The organism is Halorubrum sp. SS7 (genome assembly GCF_005435055.1).
In the GTDB taxonomy this organism is placed as follows: domain Archaea; phylum Halobacteriota; class Halobacteria; order Halobacteriales; family Haloferacaceae; genus Halorubrum; species Halorubrum salinarum.
In genome coordinates, this window is record NZ_SGXV01000018.1 from 14,677 (window position 1) to 32,284 (window position 17,608).

Below are 17,608 nucleotides of genomic sequence, written 5' to 3' on the forward strand. Positions count from 1 at the left end.
GGGCGGCGCTCGTTTCGCGGCTCAGTCGTCGCTCGACACCTGACCGGTCGCGTCGGCGTCGGCGTCCGGCACCGCAGCGGCGGGCGCGGGCGGCTCGTCGCGCACGTCGGCGCCCGTGCCCTCCGCGATGACCTCCGCGTACGCGTCGGGGAAGACGCGGACGAAGTCGTCGAGCGCGGCCTCCCAGTCGTCGAGGAGGTCGGCCGCGCGCTCGCTGTCGGTGTACGCGCGGTGGTTCTCGACGAGCCGGCGGAGCATCCGCTCGTCCGATCCCTCCAGCGTCTCGGAGACCGACACCATCCCGCGGTTGACGCGGTCGTCGAGGCGGTCGTCGGGGTCGTACACGTAGGCGATGCCGCCGGACATCCCGGCCGCGAAGTTGCGGCCCGTGTCGCCGAGGACGGCGACGACGCCGCCGGTCATGTACTCGCAGCCGTGGTCGCCGACGCCCTCGACGACCGCTTTCACGCCCGAGTTGCGGACGCCGAACCGCTCGCCGGCGACGCCGTTGACGTACATCTCGCCCTCGGTGGCGCCGTACAGACAGACGTTGCCGGCGACGACGTTCTCGGTCGGGTCGTACGCCGCCTCTGCGGGCGTGTCGATCACGAGCCGCCCGCCGGAGAGCCCCTTGCCGACGTAGTCGTTGGCGGCGCCCGACAGCTCCATCGTGATCCCCGGCGCGAGGAACGCGCCGAAGCTCTGTCCGGCCTCGCCGTCGAACCGGCAGGAGATGGTGTCGTCCGGGAGCCCCTCGCCGCCGTGCTCGGAGACGACGCGGTTCGAGAGCGTGGCGCCGACCGCGCGGTCGACGTTGCGCACGTCGCGGGTGAGCGCGACCGGCGCGCCGTCCTCGATGGCGGGCGCGGCCTCCTCGATGAGGTCCCAGTCGAGCAGGTCGTCGATGCCGCCGTGGGCCTGTTCGCGGACCTTGGTGCGGGACTCGCCCGCGGGCTCGGCGATGACCGCCGAGAGGTCGAGGTGCTTCGCCTTCTCGTGGTCGGTGTCGCGCTGTGCGAGCAGCTCAGGGCGGCCGATGAACTCCTCAAGCTCCGTGTACCCCTGCTCGGCCATGATCTCGCGCAGCTCCTGCGCGATGAACGTCATGTAGTTGATGACGTGGTCCGGCTGGCCGGGGAACCGCTGGCGGAGGTCCTCCCGCTGGGTGGCGACCCCGACCGGGCAGGTGTTCTCGTGGCACTGCCGGGCCATCACGCAGCCCGCGGTGACGAGCGACGCGGTGCCGAAGACGTACTCCTCGGCGCCGAGGGCGGCCGCGACCGCGACGTCGCGACCGGTCCGCAGCCCGCCGTCCGCGGAGACGCGAATGCGGTCGCGCAGCCCGGTGGCGCGGAGCATCTGGTTCGCCTCCGCGAGCCCGAGCTCCCACGGCAGACCGGCGTTCTTGATCGAGGTCTTCGGCGAGGCGCCGGTGCCGCCGTCGTGACCGGAGACGTGGACCACGTCGGCGTTCGCCTTCGCGACCCCGGCGGCGATGGTGCCGATGCCGGCCTCCGAGACCAGCTTCACGTTCACGTCGGCCTCGGGGCTCGCGGCCTTCAGGTCGAAGATGAGCTGCTTGAGGTCCTCGATCGAGTAGATGTCGTGCTGGGGCGGCGGCGAGATGAGCCCGACGCCGGGCGTGGAACACCGGACGTGCGCGATCATCTCGTTGACCTTCTTGCCCGGGAGGTGGCCGCCCTCGCCGGGCTTCGAGCCCTGCGCCATCTTGATCTGGAGCTCCTCGGCGCTCGCGAGGTACTCGGAGGTGACGCCGAAGCGGCCGGAGGCGACCTGCTTGACGGTACACTCCTTCTCGGTGTCGAACCGCTCGGGCGGCTCGCCGCCCTCGCCGGTGTTCGACTTCGCGCCCAGCCGGTTCATCGCGATGGCGTTGTTCTCGTGGGCCTCCGGCGAGATGCTCCCGAGGCTCATCGCGGCCGTCGAGAAGCGCTCGACGATCGACTCGACGGGCTCGACCTCCTCGACCGGGACCGGGTCGCGGTCGGAGTCGAACTCCAAGAGCCCGCGAAGCGACTGGAGCTCCTCGGTCTGGTCGTTCACCAGCTCCGCGAACTCTTGGTACTGCTCGTAGTCGCCGCCGCGGACGGCCTGCTGGAGGGTGCCGACCGTCTGGGGGTTCCAGCCGTGTTTCACGCCGGACGAGCGGTGCTCGTACTCGCCGATCGTCTCCAGTTCGGGGTCGGCGCCGAACGCCATCGCGTGGCGCGTGCGCAGGTCGTCTTCGATCTGCTCGATCCCGATCCCCTCGGTGCGGATCTCGGTCCCCTCGAAGTACTCGGCGACGAACTCGGAGTCGAGCCCGACCGCCTCGAAGATCTGGGCGCCCTGGTACGACTCCATCGTCGAGATGCCCATCTTCGCCATCGTCTTGAGGAGGCCGTCCTCCAGCGCGTGGCGGTACGCCGCGAGCGCCTCATCTTCGTCGGCGCCGTCCGGCCCGGCGACCACATCGGCGATGGAGGCGTACGCGAGGTACGGGTCGACGGCGTCGGCGCCGTAGCCGACGAGCGTCGCGAGGTGGTGGACCTCGTGGGGCTCGGCGGACTCAACGACCACGCCCGCGCGGTTGCGGAGCCCCTTGCGGACGAGGTGGTGGTGGACCGCGCCGGTCGCGAGCAGGCTCGGCACCGCCAGGCGGTCCGGGCCCACCGCGCGGTCCGAGAGGACGACCACGTCGGCGCCGTCCTCGATGGCGGCCGCGGCGTCCTCGCGGACCCGGTTGACGGCGTCGACGAGCGACCCGTCGCGGTCGTAGGTGACGTCGACGACGACGGAGGTGAAGTCAGGGCGGTCGGCGGCCCCGTCGGCGTCGCCCGGGCTCCGCTCGCCCGGCCCGGGCAGGTCCCGGAGGGCGGTCGTCTCGGCGTCCGTCAGGACCGGGGAGTCGGCGACGATCTGCTCGGCGTGCTCCGGCGTCTCGTCGAGGAGGTTGCGCTGGTTGCCGATGCGCGTCTCGAGCGAGGTGACGAGCTCCTCGCGGATGTAGTCGATCGGCGGGTTCGACACCTGCGCGAACAGCTGCTTGAAGTAGGTGAACAGCGGGCGGTCCACGTCGGCCAGCACCGAGAGCGGCGTGTCGTCGCCCATGGAGCCGACCGGGTCCTTCCCGTCCTTCGCCATCGGCTCGACGAGGTGGTTCAGCGAGTCGGTCGTGTAGCCGAACGCGGCCTGATGGGCGCGGACGGTCGGTTCCGCGTCCCCGCCGTCCGCCCCGTCGAACGCGTCGGCGTCGATCCCGGCCGCGATGTCGTCCTCCTCGGTGAGCGCGTCGAGGTCGACCTGGCCGTCCTCGACCCACTCGCCGTACTTCTCGTCGGTGAGCTCCTCGAACACCTCGTCGTCGGGGACGATCCGGCCCGCCTCGGGGTCGGCGACGAAGATTTCACCGGGCTGGAGGCGGCCCCGACGGCGCACGTCCGCGGGCTCGGTCGGGAGCGCGCCGACCTCGCTGCCGACGACGAGGCGGTCGTCCGTCGTCACCTCGTAGCGGCACGGGCGGAGCCCGTTGCGGTCCAAGACGCCGGCGACGCGCTCGCCGTCGAAGCCGATGACGAGGGCGGGGCCGTCCCACGGCTCGACGAGCGAGGCGTGGTAGTCGTAGAAGTCCGCGCGGGCGTCGTCCATCAGGTCGTCGCCGCGGAACGCCTCCGGGATCAGCATCCGGAGCGCGTGCGGGAGGTCGCGGTCGGTGTGGAGGAGCAGTTCGAGCGCGTTGTCGACGCTGGCGGTGTCCGACTGGTTCGGGTCGTCGATCACCGGCTTGATCGTGTCGAGTTCGGCCCCGAACGCCGGGTGTTCGAGGTCGTTCTCCCGGGCCCGCATCCAGTTGACGTTGCCCCGGATCGTGTTGAACTCGCCGTTGTGGACGATGTTGCGGTACGGGTGCGCGAGGTGCCACGCGCCGAGCGTGTTCGTCGAGAACCGCGCGTGGACTAAGGCGACGTGGCTCGCGAAGCGCTCGTCGGTCAGGTCCGGGTAGTAGTCCGCGAGCTGCGAGCCCTTGAGGAGGCCCTTGTAGACGACGCGCTGGCGGTCGAGCGAGCAGACGTAGAAGCGCCCCGCCCCGTCGACCTCCGAGACCGCGTTCTCGATCTCGCGGCGGGCCGCGTACAGCGCGCGGTCGAACCCGAGCAGGTCCGGGTCGGCGTCGTCGGGGCGGTTCCCCTCGCTGGTGAACCGCTGGGCGAGCCCCGCGCCCTCGACGGGCGCGACGAACACCTGCGACACCTCGGGCTCGGAGTCGAGCGCGGTGGCGCCGAGGTCGGCGTTGTCGGTGGGCACGGAGCGCCACGCGAGCACCTCCAGCCCGTAGACGGCGCACACCTCGGCGATGACGTCGTGGATCTCCGCCTGGACCCCCGGTTCCGGCGGCATGAACACGGAGCCGACCGCGTACTCCTCCGGGAGGTCGGCGTCGACGACCTCGCGGAAGAACTCGTCCGGTCGCGCGACCATGATCCCCGCGCCGTCGCCGGTGTTCTCCTCGGCGCCGGTCGTCCCGCGGTGTTCGAGGTTTTCGAGCAGTTCGACCGCGTCCGCGACGGTGTCGTGCGACGGCGCGCCGTCGAGGTCGACGACACCGCCGATGCCGCAGTTCGACCGGTCGTCCGTCGGTGCCGCGAGCCCCCCCTCCTGACCCGAGGACTCCGAGTCGCGTACGCCCCGGGTGGTACTACGTGACTTGGTCATACACCTCCCTACGGATGAACAGTTAAAGGTATGACCCTGATAGGGGTAGGATCCATCGTACACACATTAGGGAATATAAGGTAATTATTCATCACGGGTGGTGAACAGATGACACACCACCAGAACCAGACAGAACTATCGGGTTTTCAGCCCGATAATTGACGGGATATCCCATAACACACCGCAAACGTTTCACTCGACCCGAGTAGAGTGGTGAAACGTCCAGCCCGAAATTACTCTCGAAGCGGGACGAACGAGCCGTTGATGTCCCACTCGTGGATACAGTAGACGTTGCCCGGGTCGTCCGCGATCCGCCACCCCTCCACCTCGTCGTCCCATCGCTCCTCGCGCCCGCAGAGTTCGCACGCGCGCTCCTTCGGCGGTGTGATGGTCACGCCCATGACCGAGCGAAAGGCGTCAGCGAGCAAAAACGTACCGACGGCCGGCGACCGCCGAACTGGATCGGGGCGCGATCCGACGGAGCGCCCGAACGACGGTCACGCCCGCGCTCACGCCCCGCCCTCGCGGCGACGAGCGAGCAGCGAGGCCCCCGCCACCGCCGCGAGCGACGCGACCGGGCCGAACCCGGGGAGGTCGTACGCGGTCGATCGGATCGGCGCGTCGTCGTAGCCCAGATCGCTCGCGGCGGTCTCGTCCGTGGACTGCTCGCCCGCCGCAGACGATTCCGGAGACTCGCCCGAGTTGCCGGGGGCGATCGATGTCGCGCCGCCGCTCTCATCGTTCTCGCCGTCGCTCGACCGTCCGTTCTCGGGGCGAGAGTTCGCCGCGGAACCGCCTGGGCCGGGTTCGAGCCCGCCAGTGCCGAAGAACTCCGCCGGTCCCGCGGCCGGCGGGATCTCGGACGTTCCGGGGGCGATCGAGACATCAACGCCCGGCGGCCCTGTCGACCGGCCGAGATCCGAGCCGGTCGGTCCGTCAGTCCCGCCGCTACCACCGATATCGGTGCCGGTAGCGTCGTCGGAGCCGACGGCGCCGCCGGGCCCGCTCGGACTGCCAGTCGAACCAGTGCCCGGGGACCCGCCAGTAATCGAACCGCCGGCGGCCGAAGCACCAGCGCTCGAACCCCCACCAGCCGAACTTCCACCGGCCGAGCCGCCGCCCGTGTCTGAACCGGTCGCCGAACCGGACTGACCCGACGGCTCCGTCGCGACCGACGCGGTCGTCTCGGTGGAGTCGGCGGTCGAGTCGACGCCAGCGTCCACCTCGCTCGGATCTGCGGCGTAGGTCAGCCCGGTCGTCACGCGGTGCCTGTCGTCCGCCGCGGTCCGGCGGAGCCGATCGTCGTCCACGCGAAAGGCGGCCTCGAACGTTTCGCCGGGGTCGGGGGTCGTCTCGGTTCCGAACGCGCGGTCGCCGGCGACGACGAGAAACAGACCGTTCCGGTCGAGGTGGACTGCGGACTCGTTCGGCGTACGACCGAGCTCGTTCCCGTCGGACCCGTTACTTGCGTCCGTAGCCGTCGGTTGGACTCCGAATTCGAGGCCGTCGAGTCGGTCGAGATCCCCGCCACGCTCCAGCGGTCCGTTCGCGGTCGCCGCGAGGCCCGTCAGTCCCGTCGCGTTCACCGCGTACACGACGGTGTCGTTCGCGGTCGCGGCCGTCGCTTCGGTGAGCGTTCCGTCGGCGATCGCCTCCCGGACCGCGGTCGCGTTCTCGAAGTCGCCGCGGTCGACCGCCTGCGTCGTGTACGCCGTCAGGTTGTTCGTCGATCGGGGTTCCACGGTGACTGTGGCGGTGTCGTTGGCGACCTCGGTGCCGTGTTCCGACCGGAGTGTGAGGTCGTACGTCCCGGGAGTGAGCGACCCGGAGTCCCCGTTGATCGACTCGACGGAGATACCGGTGCCTGTCGTGACGAAGTTCGACGAAGATTCCGGCGACGCGTACGTGTTAATCGTGACGGGTGTCGGGCCTGTCTCGTTGGTTGTCAGGTTGAGTGTTGTAGAAGAGTTACTATTCGTACTAGAAAATGTTATATTTAATCTTGGCACACTGTGAGACATAGAGATCCGCATTGGACTTCCGTAGTTCGACCTTTCAGTAATATTCTTCAGAGTAACTCGTTTTCTGTCCTCTCCAATAATCTCAAACTTCTCTGAATCCACTCTATCTGAGTGGATGTAGTATGTACCAGTAGAGAGCGTTGAAGTATTATATCCGACTTGTTGGGAATTGTTCAACTGTGTTCCTATGGATACAATCCGAGAGTTTCCGTCCTTCCCTACTTTATGAAGCTCAACAGATCTCGGATTTAATGTGGAATTAAACAGAACTGTTTGTCCGGAGTATACGGGCGTGTTTATTGACTGATTGCGGCTGATTTGGACAGTATCTGTACTTGACCCAGTTGTTTGAACAGACTCGATGACAATTACTCCACCATCGGCGACGCCATCAGAGACAAACTGTTGACTAAGGTCGGAGTTCCGAAGAGGCTCCGCCTTTTCTACAGATACCCAGTTACCAGCACTATGTCCTAGTGCCAACTGAATGGACGCAGCATAGCGGTTGCTACGGAAAATTCCACTTTGAGGAGTTGTAGTATTGAAATGGAGAGGAATATCCTCACTCCATCCCGTTAGAACTCTCGAGCGAGCAATAACTTGGTCATGTAGGATGTGACCTGTTGAATTGACAGGGTGTAGTGAAATTAGGTATGGAGTCTCATCGTTGATTGTATCTGAGACTTTAGCTCTGGAGATAACGATGGTATCTGTTTGTGGTTTATCATGTGATGAATTATCGAATTTAATATAGGCATTAACTACTCGACCACTAGCGGATGAAAGAGCTAAGCCGGTTACATTAGTGGGTAAATAATCTCCAATGTCAAAATCTGAAGTATCAACCGTAGAGTTAGCTATGAGATATCCAGTGACATCTCCGCCAGGGTTGGACAGATCAACAGAAATAGAATCTTCTCTCATAAGAGTCTCTTTGCTAATATTTCTAACACCTATTATCTCGTTATGTTCCTTTTTTGTGATAAATAGGGTTGAATTTGTATTCCCGCTGAGATTGTCAACAGTTACGCCGACAGTCGTCCGGGAGTCCCGATGAAGTTGTGTTGACCCGGTCGCTTGGTTGTGAATTCGGATATTACCATCTATTATTTGAAATGAACTTGTACTCTTTCGTTCAGTAAGGCTGGTAGGTGAGAAATCAGTCTTGTTAGTGACTACAATTGGATATTTTATGTTTCTCGAAAGTTGTGCCTCATCGGTGTTAATTCCAGATATTTGGACAGAGTCAATATGTATTGAGCGACTAGATCTATTCGGCTGTATCGTAGCAGCTAGGAGAGTCGTATCTTCAGTATCTAATTGTGAGGTGTTAATTACAGATCCGTTCTGGATACCGTTGATTGACATTGAGACCGAAGAAGTGTTTACTCCATTTGACTCAATGCTAGCTAAATCCACATACAGTCTGATTTTTCCGGGAGAGTCTGATGTATTCGAAACCAGAATTTCAATGTTATTTATTTTTTGTCCAGAATGACCTATTCGGATAGATTCCGCGTCACCAGTGCTGTTCAGAGTGGGTTTATAATTATTTGCTTGAGCATCAACAATGCTTGTTCCCAGTAGTACGATAGCAGAACCGATCACGAAGCAAACGACAATACCGGCCCACAGCCATCGAAGCGATCGCGTCCGGATCATAGCCAACGAACCACGGATGCCAGAGCGATCGCTCCCGGGGCAGCGCGGCGTCAGTGGTCGGCCCGCCTCCGCGAAGCGGCTCTTGTCGCACCGCGGGATCTCTCACTCGGATCGATCGCTTATAAGTGGCTTACGAACGGGAAAGCTTCCGCTCAGAGAAATAATCGCAAGACAGCGGCGTCACATGTGGGTTGCTTTCGTAGAAATTCACCGCCGATAAGTCCGGGACCGGACAGAACGGAAAGAGAGGACTGGACGGTCGCCGAAGCGGGTCAGTGCTCGACCGCTTCCATCATCGCGAGCAGCTGTTCGGACTGCTCGACCTCGACCGGGTGGAGCCCCACCAGCGCGATCACGTCCTCGCTGTCCGCGTCGGCCGCCTGGTGTTGGATCGTCGTGAGGTAGAGGAGAACGGGGATGTCCTCGACCGACCCGCTCTGCCCGTTCGAGCCCTCGACATCCGCGCTGACCGTCGTTTCGAAGACGGAGATGGTCGCCTCCTGACCGAGGATCGTCCGCGTCTCCTCGCCGCGCGCCTCGATGTCGTCCGTCTGGATGTCGGCGTTGCCGCCGCCGATATCCTGCTGGTTGACCTGGTTGAGGAGCCGGCGGATGAGCTCGGCGCCCTCCACCCGGACGAGCGGATTGACCGACTGGCCGGCGACCGACGCGTTCGGGGTGCTCGCCACGAACAGCGCCGACTGGGTCGTCGGGTTGACGTACCGGGCGACCCACGTCGTCGCCGTCACCCGCGCGTTCACGCCCGTGGCGTTGAACTCGCGGTCGATGCTGAACGACTCCGGCTCCTGACCGTCGTATCCGGAGTCGCTGTACGCGCTCTCCGGGACGCGCGCCGGTTCCGCGTCGAACTCGTAGCTGCCGTCCTCGCCGGCGCACCCCGCGACCGCGACCGACGCCGAGGCGGCCATCGCCGCGAGCAGTCCACGTCGTTTCATGTGATCGCGTAGGTCCACACAGTTCTTTAAGACTATCGCCGAGGGTATCGGTCGCGAGAACGCCGGGGCCGAAGGCACAAAGTTCACGTCGGGGCGTGCGCGACGTGAGGCAAATGGAACGCCGAGGACAAACCGGGCTGGTGGAAGCGCTCTTCTTAGACGTTGTTCGCCTCCACGAGACGTGGATGGAGGTGGTCTTCCCCCGACAGCTCGACCCGAGCGCCGTCCTGGGGAAGTGGAAGCCCGAGACGACGGTTCAGTCGGTCGGCTACTACCTCTGGGCGGTGCTCGGCGCGCCGCTCGTCGCGGTCGCGTACCCGCTGTTGCTCGTCGGGTTCGCCACGCGCTACTACGCGGCGAAGCTCGACTCGGCGGTCACCCGCATCGGCGTCGCCGGCGCGGTGCTCGTCGCGGCCGTCGTCTGGGGGACGCTGACCGTCATCACCCACCTCCAGCTCCCGTTCGACGCGGTGATCGCGGTCGGCGCCGCGAGCGCGGTGGCGGTCGTCTCGGCCGCGCTCGCCGCCGGCTTCTCGAAGCTGGGCGGGCGGTTCGTCAGCGTCCTGCTCGCGTACCCGTTCGCCATGACGGCGCTGTTCCTGCCGCCCGTCGTCGCCGCCCTCGTCACGCCGACGCTGGAGGAACTGATCTTACCGCCGAGCTACGACCTCGCGCGGTGGATCCTCGACACGTTCCTCTCGGTGGGGGGCATAAACGAGATGCTCCGGGGCGCGTTCGACCTGGAGACGTTCGGCGAGCAGTGGGGGCTCCCCGGGCTGGGCTACGTGCTGATGTGGATCGGGATCTCGGTGCCGCTCGGGTGGTTCCTCGGTCTGCTCGTCGCGCTGGCGAACCTGATCCGGCCGGCCGACGACGCCTGATCGGGTCGGGGGTCGCCTGAATCGGATCGGTCGTCAGTCGGCTGAATCGGATCGGGCGACGGTCGCTCACTCCTCGGGATCGTATCCCTCGCTGGCCGCTTCGAACGCCGACGCCGAGCGCTCGGTCTCCCGCCGTCGCTCGCGCTCGGCGATCGCCTCGGGGTCCGGGCTCGCGTCGTCGTCGATCCGAGCGATCGAGTTGTGGACCTTGGCGTGGCACCAGCGACACAGGCCGACCGTGATCTCGTGGGAGCCGTCGCCGCCGTACGAGAGGTGGTGTTCCTCGACGAGCGGCCGGGAGTCGTCGTGGGCCAGACGGACGTCCGCCAGCCCGCACCGGGCGCAGGTCTTCGCGTCGGTCGTCGACCGGTAGTGCGGGCACGCGCGCCACTCGCCGTCGGCGCCGACGTGGCAGTCGTAGCCGTCGGCGCGGCGGGCCGCCGCGAACTCGGGGTCGTCTCCGGACCGCGTCAGCGCGAAGCGACACCGACCGTCGTCGGTGAGGTGGTCGCAGACGCCGGCGACCGCGTAGGGGTCGTCGACGCCGACGGGGGTCCCGTCGGGGGTGCGCTCCATACCGGTCGGTGGGGGCGGACTCACTTCAATTCGGTCGCCGGACGGCGGGAGCGGAACGGTGGGGGCGACGCGGGAGCCGGGGCGCCGACGGCTCAGACGAGGCTGGCGCCGTCGAAGTCGGTGCGGCCGTACTCGATGTCGAGGAGTCGGAGGAGGGTCGGGGCGACGTCGAGGAGGTCCGCGTCCTCGACCGTCGCGTCCGGGTGGTCGACGAACAGCGCGGCGTCGTCGAAGGCGTGCATCCCGGTCCGGGGGCCGTCGGGGTCGAACACCCCGTCGTGCGGGCGGAACCCGGACTTGAGGTCGAAGCCGTCGTTCGGGAGGACGACGAGGTCGGGCGCGATGGCGGCATGATCGCCGCGGAACACGGTCTCGCGGTCGACGACGCGGTCGGCGACGGGGTCGCCGTCGGGGCCGGTCCACGACTCCAGCGCCTCGCGCAGCTCGGCGCGCGTCTCCTCGTACTCGGACTCGGGGACGACGCCGTTCGGCTCGCGGCCCTCCACGTTGAGGTAGAAGCGGCCGGGGACGAGCGAGTACGCGCGGGTGTCATCGGTGACGTCGGCGAGCGCGTCGTGGTCGTCGTCCGCGTACGAGAGCCACCCCTCGCGTTCGAGCCACTCGTTACAGTACACGTCGTACCGGAGGCGGCGGAACCCGTGCGTGGAGCCGACGACGAGGGTGACGTCGTCCGGGAGCGCCTCGCGGATCGACCCGACGTGCTCGTCGAGCGCGGCGTGGAAGGCGAGCAGCTCCTCGCGGTACGTCCCGCCGTCCTCGTAGTCGCCCCAGAGGAAGTGGTTGACGCGGTCGGGGGCGGTGAAGACGCCGACGAAGAGGTCCCAGTCGTCCCGCTCGACGTAGCGCTCGAAGGCCGCGGCGCGCGCGTCGAGGGTCTCCCGGGCGTGCTCTAGGAACGCCGTCTTGTCCGGCTTGTGGCCGAGCTTCGCGTTGACCGACAGCCGGTAGTCGCTGCCGGTCAGGTACTCGCGGAGCTCCTCGGGGGTGGCCGCCGCGTCGAGGTCGGGCGAGAGGTAGCCGGAGACCATCCGCTGGACGGTCCGCTGCGGCGGGAACGTGACGGGGACGTTCATCACGGTTGCGTCGAGCCCCGCCTCGGTCGCGCGGTCCCACACCCGGGGCGCCTGGACGTCGCGCCCCATCGGCACGTAGGTGTCGTAGGATCCGACCTCGCGGTCCTGGAATCCGTACACGCCCGTCTCGCCGGGGTTTTTCCCCGTCGTCAGGCTCGGCCAGCACGCGCTCGACTCCGCCGGCACGATGCTGTCGATCCGTCCCCCACCGCCCTCGTCCGCGATCGCCGACAGCGCCGGGAACGTCTCCGGGTTGTCGGCGACGAGCCGGTACGAGAGGCCGTCGATCCCGATGAACGCCACCCGCGGCGTGTCGCTCCCTCGCAGCCGGTCGAAGAGGCCCATACACACCCATCCGCGGTCGAGGGCAAAAGGATTGACATCGGACGCGCCGCGAAACGCCGGGTCGCCGCCCGCGAGAGGCGGGGATCGGCGACGCCCGAGGGGCGGCTCGTCTGTTCGCGAGGCCCGGACCGCCGACCGGCTCGGGAGGGTTTTTGTCCGTGACTCGCTGAGGGGCCGACATGGAACACAGACGCGCGATGCTCGTCGACGCGTTCGCCGCGGAGCCGCTGGCCGGGAACGCCGCCGGCGTCGTCCCCGACGCCGAGGGGCTGAGCGACGACCAGCAGGCCGCGGTCGCCGCCGAGCTCGGCGCCTCGGAGACCGCGTTCCTGACCGACGGCGACGGCGCGGCCGACGACCGGCTCCGCTACTTCTCGCCGACCACGGAGGTCGACCTCTGCGGCCACGCCACGATAGCGACCTACGGCGCCCTGTTCGCCGAGGGGGCGATCGACGGCGGCGAGCGCACGCTCCGTACGAACGTCGGCGACCTCACCGTCTCGGTCGACGACGACGGCACCGTCTGGATGCGACAGCAGGCGCCGAGCGTCGAGGTCGTCGACGTCGACCTCGACCGGGTGGCGGCCGCGCTCGGCGTCGACCCCGCGGCGCTGCGCGACGTGGGCGCGGACCTCCCCGTCGCGGTCGCGTCGACCGGCCTACCGTTCCTCGTCGTCCCGGTGAACTTCTTGGAGCGGCTGGGCGAGGCGGACCCGGACGACGACGCGGTCGAGGCGCTCTCCGAGGAGTTCGACGTCGCGGGCGTGTACGCGTTCACCTTCGACGCGCTCGACGCCGACTCGACGCTCCACGGCCGGGCGTTCGTCCCGTCGCTCGGCATCGCGGAGGACCCGGTCACGGGGACCGCGAGCGGCGCGGTCGGGGGGTACCTCCGCCGCGTCGACGCCTTCGACGGGGACGAGCCCGACGAGCTCCGGTTCGAACAGGGGCACTTCCTCGACCGACCCGGACGGGTCCGCGTCCGCGTCGAGGCGGACGGCGTCCGCGTCGGCGGGCGAGCCACGGTCGCGCTCGACGGGGAGATCCGGATCCCCGACGACGAGGACGACGAGATCATCGAGGCGTGATGCGCCGGGACGCGGGCGTCGGAGACAGAACGTTTAGGATCGCTCGCCACGTACCGATCCCATGGAGTTCGACCTTCCACGCGCGGCAGCGATCCTCGTACTGATCGTCGCGGTCGGCGCCGGCGGCCTCATCGGCGCGGGGATGATGCCCCTTCAGACGACGCTGATGATGGTCGTGCCCTCGATGCTCGTCTTCGGGGGGCTCGCGTTCGCCATCGGCGTGAAACACGGGGAGTTCCGGGCGGGCCACGCCTGACGCGGGGGCGGCGGCGAGCGGCGATCGACCGGTGGCGACGCCCCGAGCGACCGGGGATCACGACCCTTTTGAAACGCCGTTGCGAACCGGGAGCCGTGCTGCCCGGGTCGCCACTCCTCGAACTGCTGTTGATCGTCGGCGGCGTCGCCCTCCTGTACGCCGGCGCCGAACTGCTCGTCACCGGCGCGCGGGACCTCGCGCTCGCCGTGGGGCTGAAGGCGTCGACCGTCGGCGTCACGGTCGTGGCGTTCGCGACGACCGCCCCGGAGCTGTTCGTCTCGCTGCTGGGCGCCGTCACGGTGTCGACCGACATCGGGCTCGGCGCCATCGTCGGCTCGAACATCGCGAACATCGGGCTCGTGTTGGGCGTCTCCGCGCTCATCCGCCCGCTCGACGTCTCCGACACCGTGTTCCGCCGAGACGTTCCGTTCATGGTGCTGGCCGCGCTGCTGCTCGTCGCGCTCGGCTGGGACGGGCGGATCGGCCTGTTCGACGGCTCGGTGCTCCTCGCGGCGCTCGCCGCGTTCACGGCCGCGGTCCTGCGGCGCGTTCAGGCGAACCAGTCGGCGATCTCCGACAGCGAGCGCGACGACATGCCGGACGCGAAGGTGCGCGACGCCGCGGCGGTCGTCGGGGGGATCGCCGCGCTCGTCCTCGGCTCCCGGTGGCTGATCGACGGCAGCGAGTCGCTGCTGGCGGCCGCCGGCTTCTCCGACATCTTCATCGGGCTCACGGTGCTGGCGCTGGGCACGTCGCTGCCGGAGCTGGCCGCCAGCGTCGTGGCCGCGGTGCGCGGCCAGGCGGAGTTCAGCGTCGGCAACGTCGTCGGGTCGAACATCTACAACATCCTCGCGGTCATCGGGATCGTCGCGGTGGTGACGCCCATCGGCGTCGCCCCGGGCGTCCGCGGCTTCGAGTTCCCCGCGCTGCTCGCGTTCACGGCCGGAATCGTCGCGATCATGGCGTACCGCGACCGGATCACCCGGCTCGACGGCGCCGTGCTCACCGTCGGGTACGGGGTCTTCGTGTACCTGTTGCTCCCGTAGCGCGGCGTGCCCGGTTCCGACCGGGGCGGCCGCGGCGGAGGGCGGCCGCGACGGGGCGAGATCCGGGAGCGGAACCGACGGGTATTCGGTCGCGGGCGCCGGAGCGGGTTCCGTGATAGCGATCGTCGTCAGCCGGGCCGACGGCGCCTCGGCGCACATCGGGGAGCGGCTGCTGGAGGTCGGCGACTGGACGGCGCGGGAGGACGGCTCGCGCCCCGACGCCGACGGCGGCGGGACCTACTACCGGACGGAGGGGTTCGAGCTCCGCGAGTTCGACGACCTCCACATCCGGCTGTCCGACCCGACCGCGGCCTTCGACTGCGACCCCGCGTTCCTCGCGTTCGTCTCCAGGCACTCCGGCGAGACCGGGCGGCTCCTCACCGCGCACGTCACCGGGAACTTCGGCGGCGCCGAGTACGGCGGCGAGCCTGAGTCGCTGGCGCGGGCCGCGCCGGGCGCCGAGAAGCGCGTCGTGGAGGCGCTCGCGCGGCACGCGCCCGACGGGTACGAGGTCGGCATCGAGTGTACCCACCATGGCCCGACCGACGTCGCCGTCCCGTCGCTGTTCGTCGAACTGGGGTCCGACGAGCCGCAGTGGGAGGACCCGGACGCGGCCCGGGCGGTCGCGCGGGCGGTCCTCGACCTGCGGGGGACCGGCGCGGACCTGACGGCGGACGACGACGCCGCGGCGGCCGACGCGGCCGACGCCGAGAGCCGGCCCCGCCACGTCGTCGGCTTCGGCGGGGGGCACTACGCGCCGCGGTTCACCCGGATCGTTCGCGAGACCGAGTGGGCCGTGGGCCACGTCGGCGCCGACTGGGCGCTCGGGGAGCTCGGCGCGCCCGACGCAAACCGCCGGGTGATCGAGGCCGCGTTCGAGCGGAGCCGCGCCGAGCGGGCCGTGATCGACGGCGACCGCCCCGACCTCGCGGCGGTGGTCGAGGACCTCGGGTACGGGGTGGTGAGCGAGACGTGGGTCCGCGAGGTCGGCGACGCGCCGCTCGCGCTCGTCGAACGGCTGGAGGCCGAGATCGGTCCCGTCGACGACGGCCTGCGGTTCGGCGCGGTCGCGGTCGACGACGATGCGGTCGACAACGACGCGGGGGCGGTCGACGGCGATAGCGACGCGGTCCGCGTCCGGGACCTCCCGGCGGACCTGCTCGCGCGGGCCCAAGGGCTCGACGCGGACGCGGCGCGCGCGGCGGTCGAGCGCGTCGCCGTCGCGTTCGACACGGAACAGGGCGGCACGCGGGCGGCCGGGCGCGTCGCGTTCGCGACGGCCCCGGAGGCGCCGGGGTACGCGGACCTGATTGAGGGGTTGGTCGGTGTGCTGGAAACGGGGTACGACGCGGTCGAGGTGTCGCCGGAGGAGGGCGCGGTGGTCGCCCGGGAGACGGCGTTCGACCCGTCGCTGGCGGCCGAGCGAGGCGTCCCGGAAGGGCCCGCGTTCGGTCGGTTGGCCGACAGGGAGCCGGTCGAGGTCGACGGCGAGACCGTGACGCCGGAGGCGGTGTCGCGCGCGCGTACCGACCGCTTCCCGATCGACGGCGCGGCCCTGAAATAATTTATAAGCGGTCCCGCGGGCGTCGTCGCCGCCGTCCGGGCCGTGCGCGCTCGGGTCGGCCGCGAACGACGGAGATTTCGGCGTCTGACCCGCGTCAGACGAACGGGCAAAAATAAATACGTCCGGGTCGCAACCTCACCACATAATGGACTCCATCGTTGAGGACGCCATCGACGAAGCCGAAGAGGCCCCCGCAGACGACGCCGGGGGAGCCGGCGAGAGCGCAGCCGGGGGGAGCGCCGGCGCGCCGCCGCAGACGGGGACGATGACCGACGACGAGCTACAGGACGTCCTCCAGGACCTCCAGACGAACATCACGGTCGTCGGCTGCGGGGGCGCCGGCGGCAACACGGTCAACCGCATGACCGAGGAGGGGATCCACGGCGCGAAGCTGGTCGCGGCCAACACCGACGTCCAGCACCTCGTCAACATCGAGGCCGACACGAAGATCCTGATGGGCCAGCAGAAGACGCAGGGCCGCGGCGCCGGCTCCCTCCCGCAGGTGGGCGAGGAGGCGGCCATCGAGTCCCAAGAGGAGATCCAGGACGCCATCGACGGCTCCGACATGGTGTTCGTCACCGCCGGGCTCGGCGGCGGTACCGGAACCGGCTCGGCGCCGGTCGTCGCGAAGGCGGCCCGCGAGTCCGGGGCGCTCACCATCGCCATCGTCACGACGCCGTTCACCGCCGAGGGCGAGGTCCGACGGACGAACGCCGAGGCCGGCCTCGAACGGCTCCGCGACGTGAGCGACACGGTCATCGTCGTCCCCAACGACCGCCTGCTCGACGCGGTCGGGAAGCTCCCCGTCCGCCAGGCGTTCAAGGTGTCCGACGAGGTGCTGATGCGCTCGGTGAAGGGGATCACGGAGCTCATCACGATGCCCGGGCTCGTCAACCTCGACTTCGCCGACGTCCGCACCGTGATGGAGAAGGGCGGCGTCGCGATGATCGGCCTCGGCGAGTCCGACTCCGACTCGAAGGCGCAGGACTCGGTGAAGTCCGCGCTGCGCTCGCCGCTGCTCGACGTGGACATCTCCGGCGCGAACTCCGCGCTCGTGAACGTCACCGGCGGCACCGACATGTCCATCGAGGAGGCCGAGGGCGTCGTCGAGGAGATCTACGACCGGATCGACCCCGACGCGCGGATCATCTGGGGGACCTCGGTCGACGACGAGCTGGAGGGCGAGATGCGGACGATGATCGTCGTCACCGGCGTCGAGTCGCCGCAGATCTACGGCAGCAACGGCGAGCCGCCGGAGGGCGGCGCGCCGAGCGACGTCGAGGACATCGACTACGTGGAGTGACGGACGCCGAGCGGGCGGGTCGGTCGCCCCGCGCCGCGACGGCGCCGTCGCCGCTTCGGGGGCGCATCAAAAGGTAAAAACCGTCTCGTCTCGAATCCTCGGG

The 17,608-nt window shown here is 68.3% G+C and carries 13 protein-coding genes; 7 read left to right on the plus strand and 6 right to left on the minus strand.

Annotated features, from left to right (window positions below; translation table 11 throughout):
• Window positions 1–21: 21 nt before the first annotated feature.
• The 3 genes from gltB to EXE44_RS13985 all read right to left on the minus strand — a co-directional run bounded on the left by gltB (window position 22) and on the right by EXE44_RS13985 (window position 6,734).
• On the minus strand, window positions 22–4,713 hold the full coding sequence (gltB, locus tag EXE44_RS13980; protein WP_137717658.1) for a glutamate synthase large subunit: 4,692 nt from the start codon (window positions 4,711–4,713) through the stop codon (window positions 22–24).
• A 233-nt stretch (window positions 4,714–4,946) separates the two neighbouring features.
• Entirely contained in the window at window positions 4,947–5,114 is a 168-nt protein-coding gene (locus EXE44_RS20820; protein ID WP_167551913.1) for an HEWD family protein, read from the minus strand.
• Between the two features lie 108 nt (window positions 5,115–5,222).
• Entirely contained in the window at window positions 5,223–6,734 is a 1,512-nt protein-coding gene (locus EXE44_RS13985; protein WP_137717659.1) for a PGF-CTERM sorting domain-containing protein, read from the minus strand.
• Between the two features lie 1,219 nt (window positions 6,735–7,953).
• On the opposite strand from EXE44_RS13985, the gene EXE44_RS21105 reads away from it, so the two are divergent.
• Window positions 7,954–8,232 (plus strand): hypothetical protein, encoded by a 279-nt coding sequence (locus tag EXE44_RS21105; RefSeq protein ID WP_137706857.1) that lies wholly within the window; start codon window positions 7,954–7,956, stop codon window positions 8,230–8,232.
• A 436-nt stretch (window positions 8,233–8,668) separates the two neighbouring features.
• On the opposite strand, the gene EXE44_RS13995 is transcribed toward EXE44_RS21105, so the two are convergent.
• Window positions 8,669–9,352 (minus strand): DUF6517 family protein, encoded by a 684-nt coding sequence (locus EXE44_RS13995; RefSeq protein ID WP_137717660.1) that lies wholly within the window; start codon window positions 9,350–9,352, stop codon window positions 8,669–8,671.
• Window positions 9,353–9,492: 140 nt separating this feature from the next.
• Between EXE44_RS13995 and EXE44_RS14000 the strand changes: the two genes are divergently transcribed.
• On the plus strand, window positions 9,493–10,233 hold the full coding sequence (locus tag EXE44_RS14000) for a hypothetical protein (protein WP_053771511.1): 741 nt from the start codon (window positions 9,493–9,495) through the stop codon (window positions 10,231–10,233).
• A 66-nt stretch (window positions 10,234–10,299) separates the two neighbouring features.
• Here the strand turns inward: EXE44_RS14000 and EXE44_RS14005 are convergent, their stop codons facing one another.
• Both EXE44_RS14005 and EXE44_RS14010 read right to left on the minus strand, forming a co-directional pair.
• On the minus strand, window positions 10,300–10,809 hold the full coding sequence (locus tag EXE44_RS14005) for a hypothetical protein (RefSeq protein WP_137717661.1): 510 nt from the start codon (window positions 10,807–10,809) through the stop codon (window positions 10,300–10,302).
• A gap of 92 nt (window positions 10,810–10,901) precedes the next feature.
• Window positions 10,902–12,248 (minus strand): alkaline phosphatase family protein, encoded by a 1,347-nt coding sequence (locus EXE44_RS14010; RefSeq protein WP_137717662.1) that lies wholly within the window; start codon window positions 12,246–12,248, stop codon window positions 10,902–10,904.
• Window positions 12,249–12,427: 179 nt separating this feature from the next.
• Between EXE44_RS14010 and EXE44_RS14015 the strand changes: the two genes are divergently transcribed.
• From EXE44_RS14015 to ftsZ, 5 genes are all read left to right on the plus strand, one after another.
• Window positions 12,428–13,336 carry a PhzF family phenazine biosynthesis protein gene (locus EXE44_RS14015; protein WP_137717663.1) on the plus strand — a complete coding sequence of 303 codons (909 nt, stop codon included), beginning with the start codon at window positions 12,428–12,430 and terminating at the stop codon, window positions 13,334–13,336.
• Window positions 13,337–13,397: 61 nt separating this feature from the next.
• A complete protein-coding gene (locus EXE44_RS14020; RefSeq protein WP_137717664.1) occupies window positions 13,398–13,592 on the plus strand; it encodes a hypothetical protein in 195 nt (64 codons plus the stop codon).
• A 95-nt stretch (window positions 13,593–13,687) separates the two neighbouring features.
• A complete protein-coding gene (locus tag EXE44_RS14025) occupies window positions 13,688–14,638 on the plus strand; it encodes a calcium/sodium antiporter (RefSeq protein WP_137717665.1) in 951 nt (316 codons plus the stop codon).
• A gap of 112 nt (window positions 14,639–14,750) precedes the next feature.
• The gene (locus tag EXE44_RS14030) at window positions 14,751–16,202 is read left to right on the plus strand and encodes a D-aminoacyl-tRNA deacylase (protein WP_137717666.1); all 1,452 of its coding nucleotides are present in this window, start codon (window positions 14,751–14,753) and stop codon (window positions 16,200–16,202) included.
• 145 nt (window positions 16,203–16,347) lie between these two features.
• Complete coding sequence (ftsZ, locus tag EXE44_RS14035) at window positions 16,348–17,505, plus strand: cell division protein FtsZ (RefSeq protein WP_053771518.1); 1,158 nt, start codon at window positions 16,348–16,350, stop codon at window positions 17,503–17,505.
• Window positions 17,506–17,608: the final 103 nt, after the last annotated feature.

Excerpts from the sequence above, each read along its gene's own strand:
- gltB (WP_137717658.1), bottom strand. The coding sequence starts at position 4,713 with ATGACCAAGTCACGTAGTACCACCCGGGGCGTACGCGACTCGGAGTCC.
- EXE44_RS20820 (WP_167551913.1), bottom strand. The coding sequence starts at position 5,114 with ATGGGCGTGACCATCACACCGCCGAAGGAGCGCGCGTGCGAACTCTGC.
- EXE44_RS13985 (WP_137717659.1), bottom strand. The coding sequence starts at position 6,734 with ATGTCTCACAGTGTGCCAAGATTAAATATAACATTTTCTAGTACGAAT.
- EXE44_RS13995 (WP_137717660.1), bottom strand. The coding sequence starts at position 9,352 with ATGAAACGACGTGGACTGCTCGCGGCGATGGCCGCCTCGGCGTCGGTC.
- EXE44_RS14005 (WP_137717661.1), bottom strand. The coding sequence starts at position 10,809 with ATGGAGCGCACCCCCGACGGGACCCCCGTCGGCGTCGACGACCCCTAC.
- EXE44_RS14010 (WP_137717662.1), bottom strand. The coding sequence starts at position 12,248 with ATGGGCCTCTTCGACCGGCTGCGAGGGAGCGACACGCCGCGGGTGGCG.
- EXE44_RS14015 (WP_137717663.1), top strand. The coding sequence starts at position 12,428 with ATGGAACACAGACGCGCGATGCTCGTCGACGCGTTCGCCGCGGAGCCG.
- EXE44_RS14020 (WP_137717664.1), top strand. The coding sequence starts at position 13,398 with ATGGAGTTCGACCTTCCACGCGCGGCAGCGATCCTCGTACTGATCGTC.
- ftsZ (WP_053771518.1), top strand. The coding sequence starts at position 16,348 with ATGGACTCCATCGTTGAGGACGCCATCGACGAAGCCGAAGAGGCCCCC.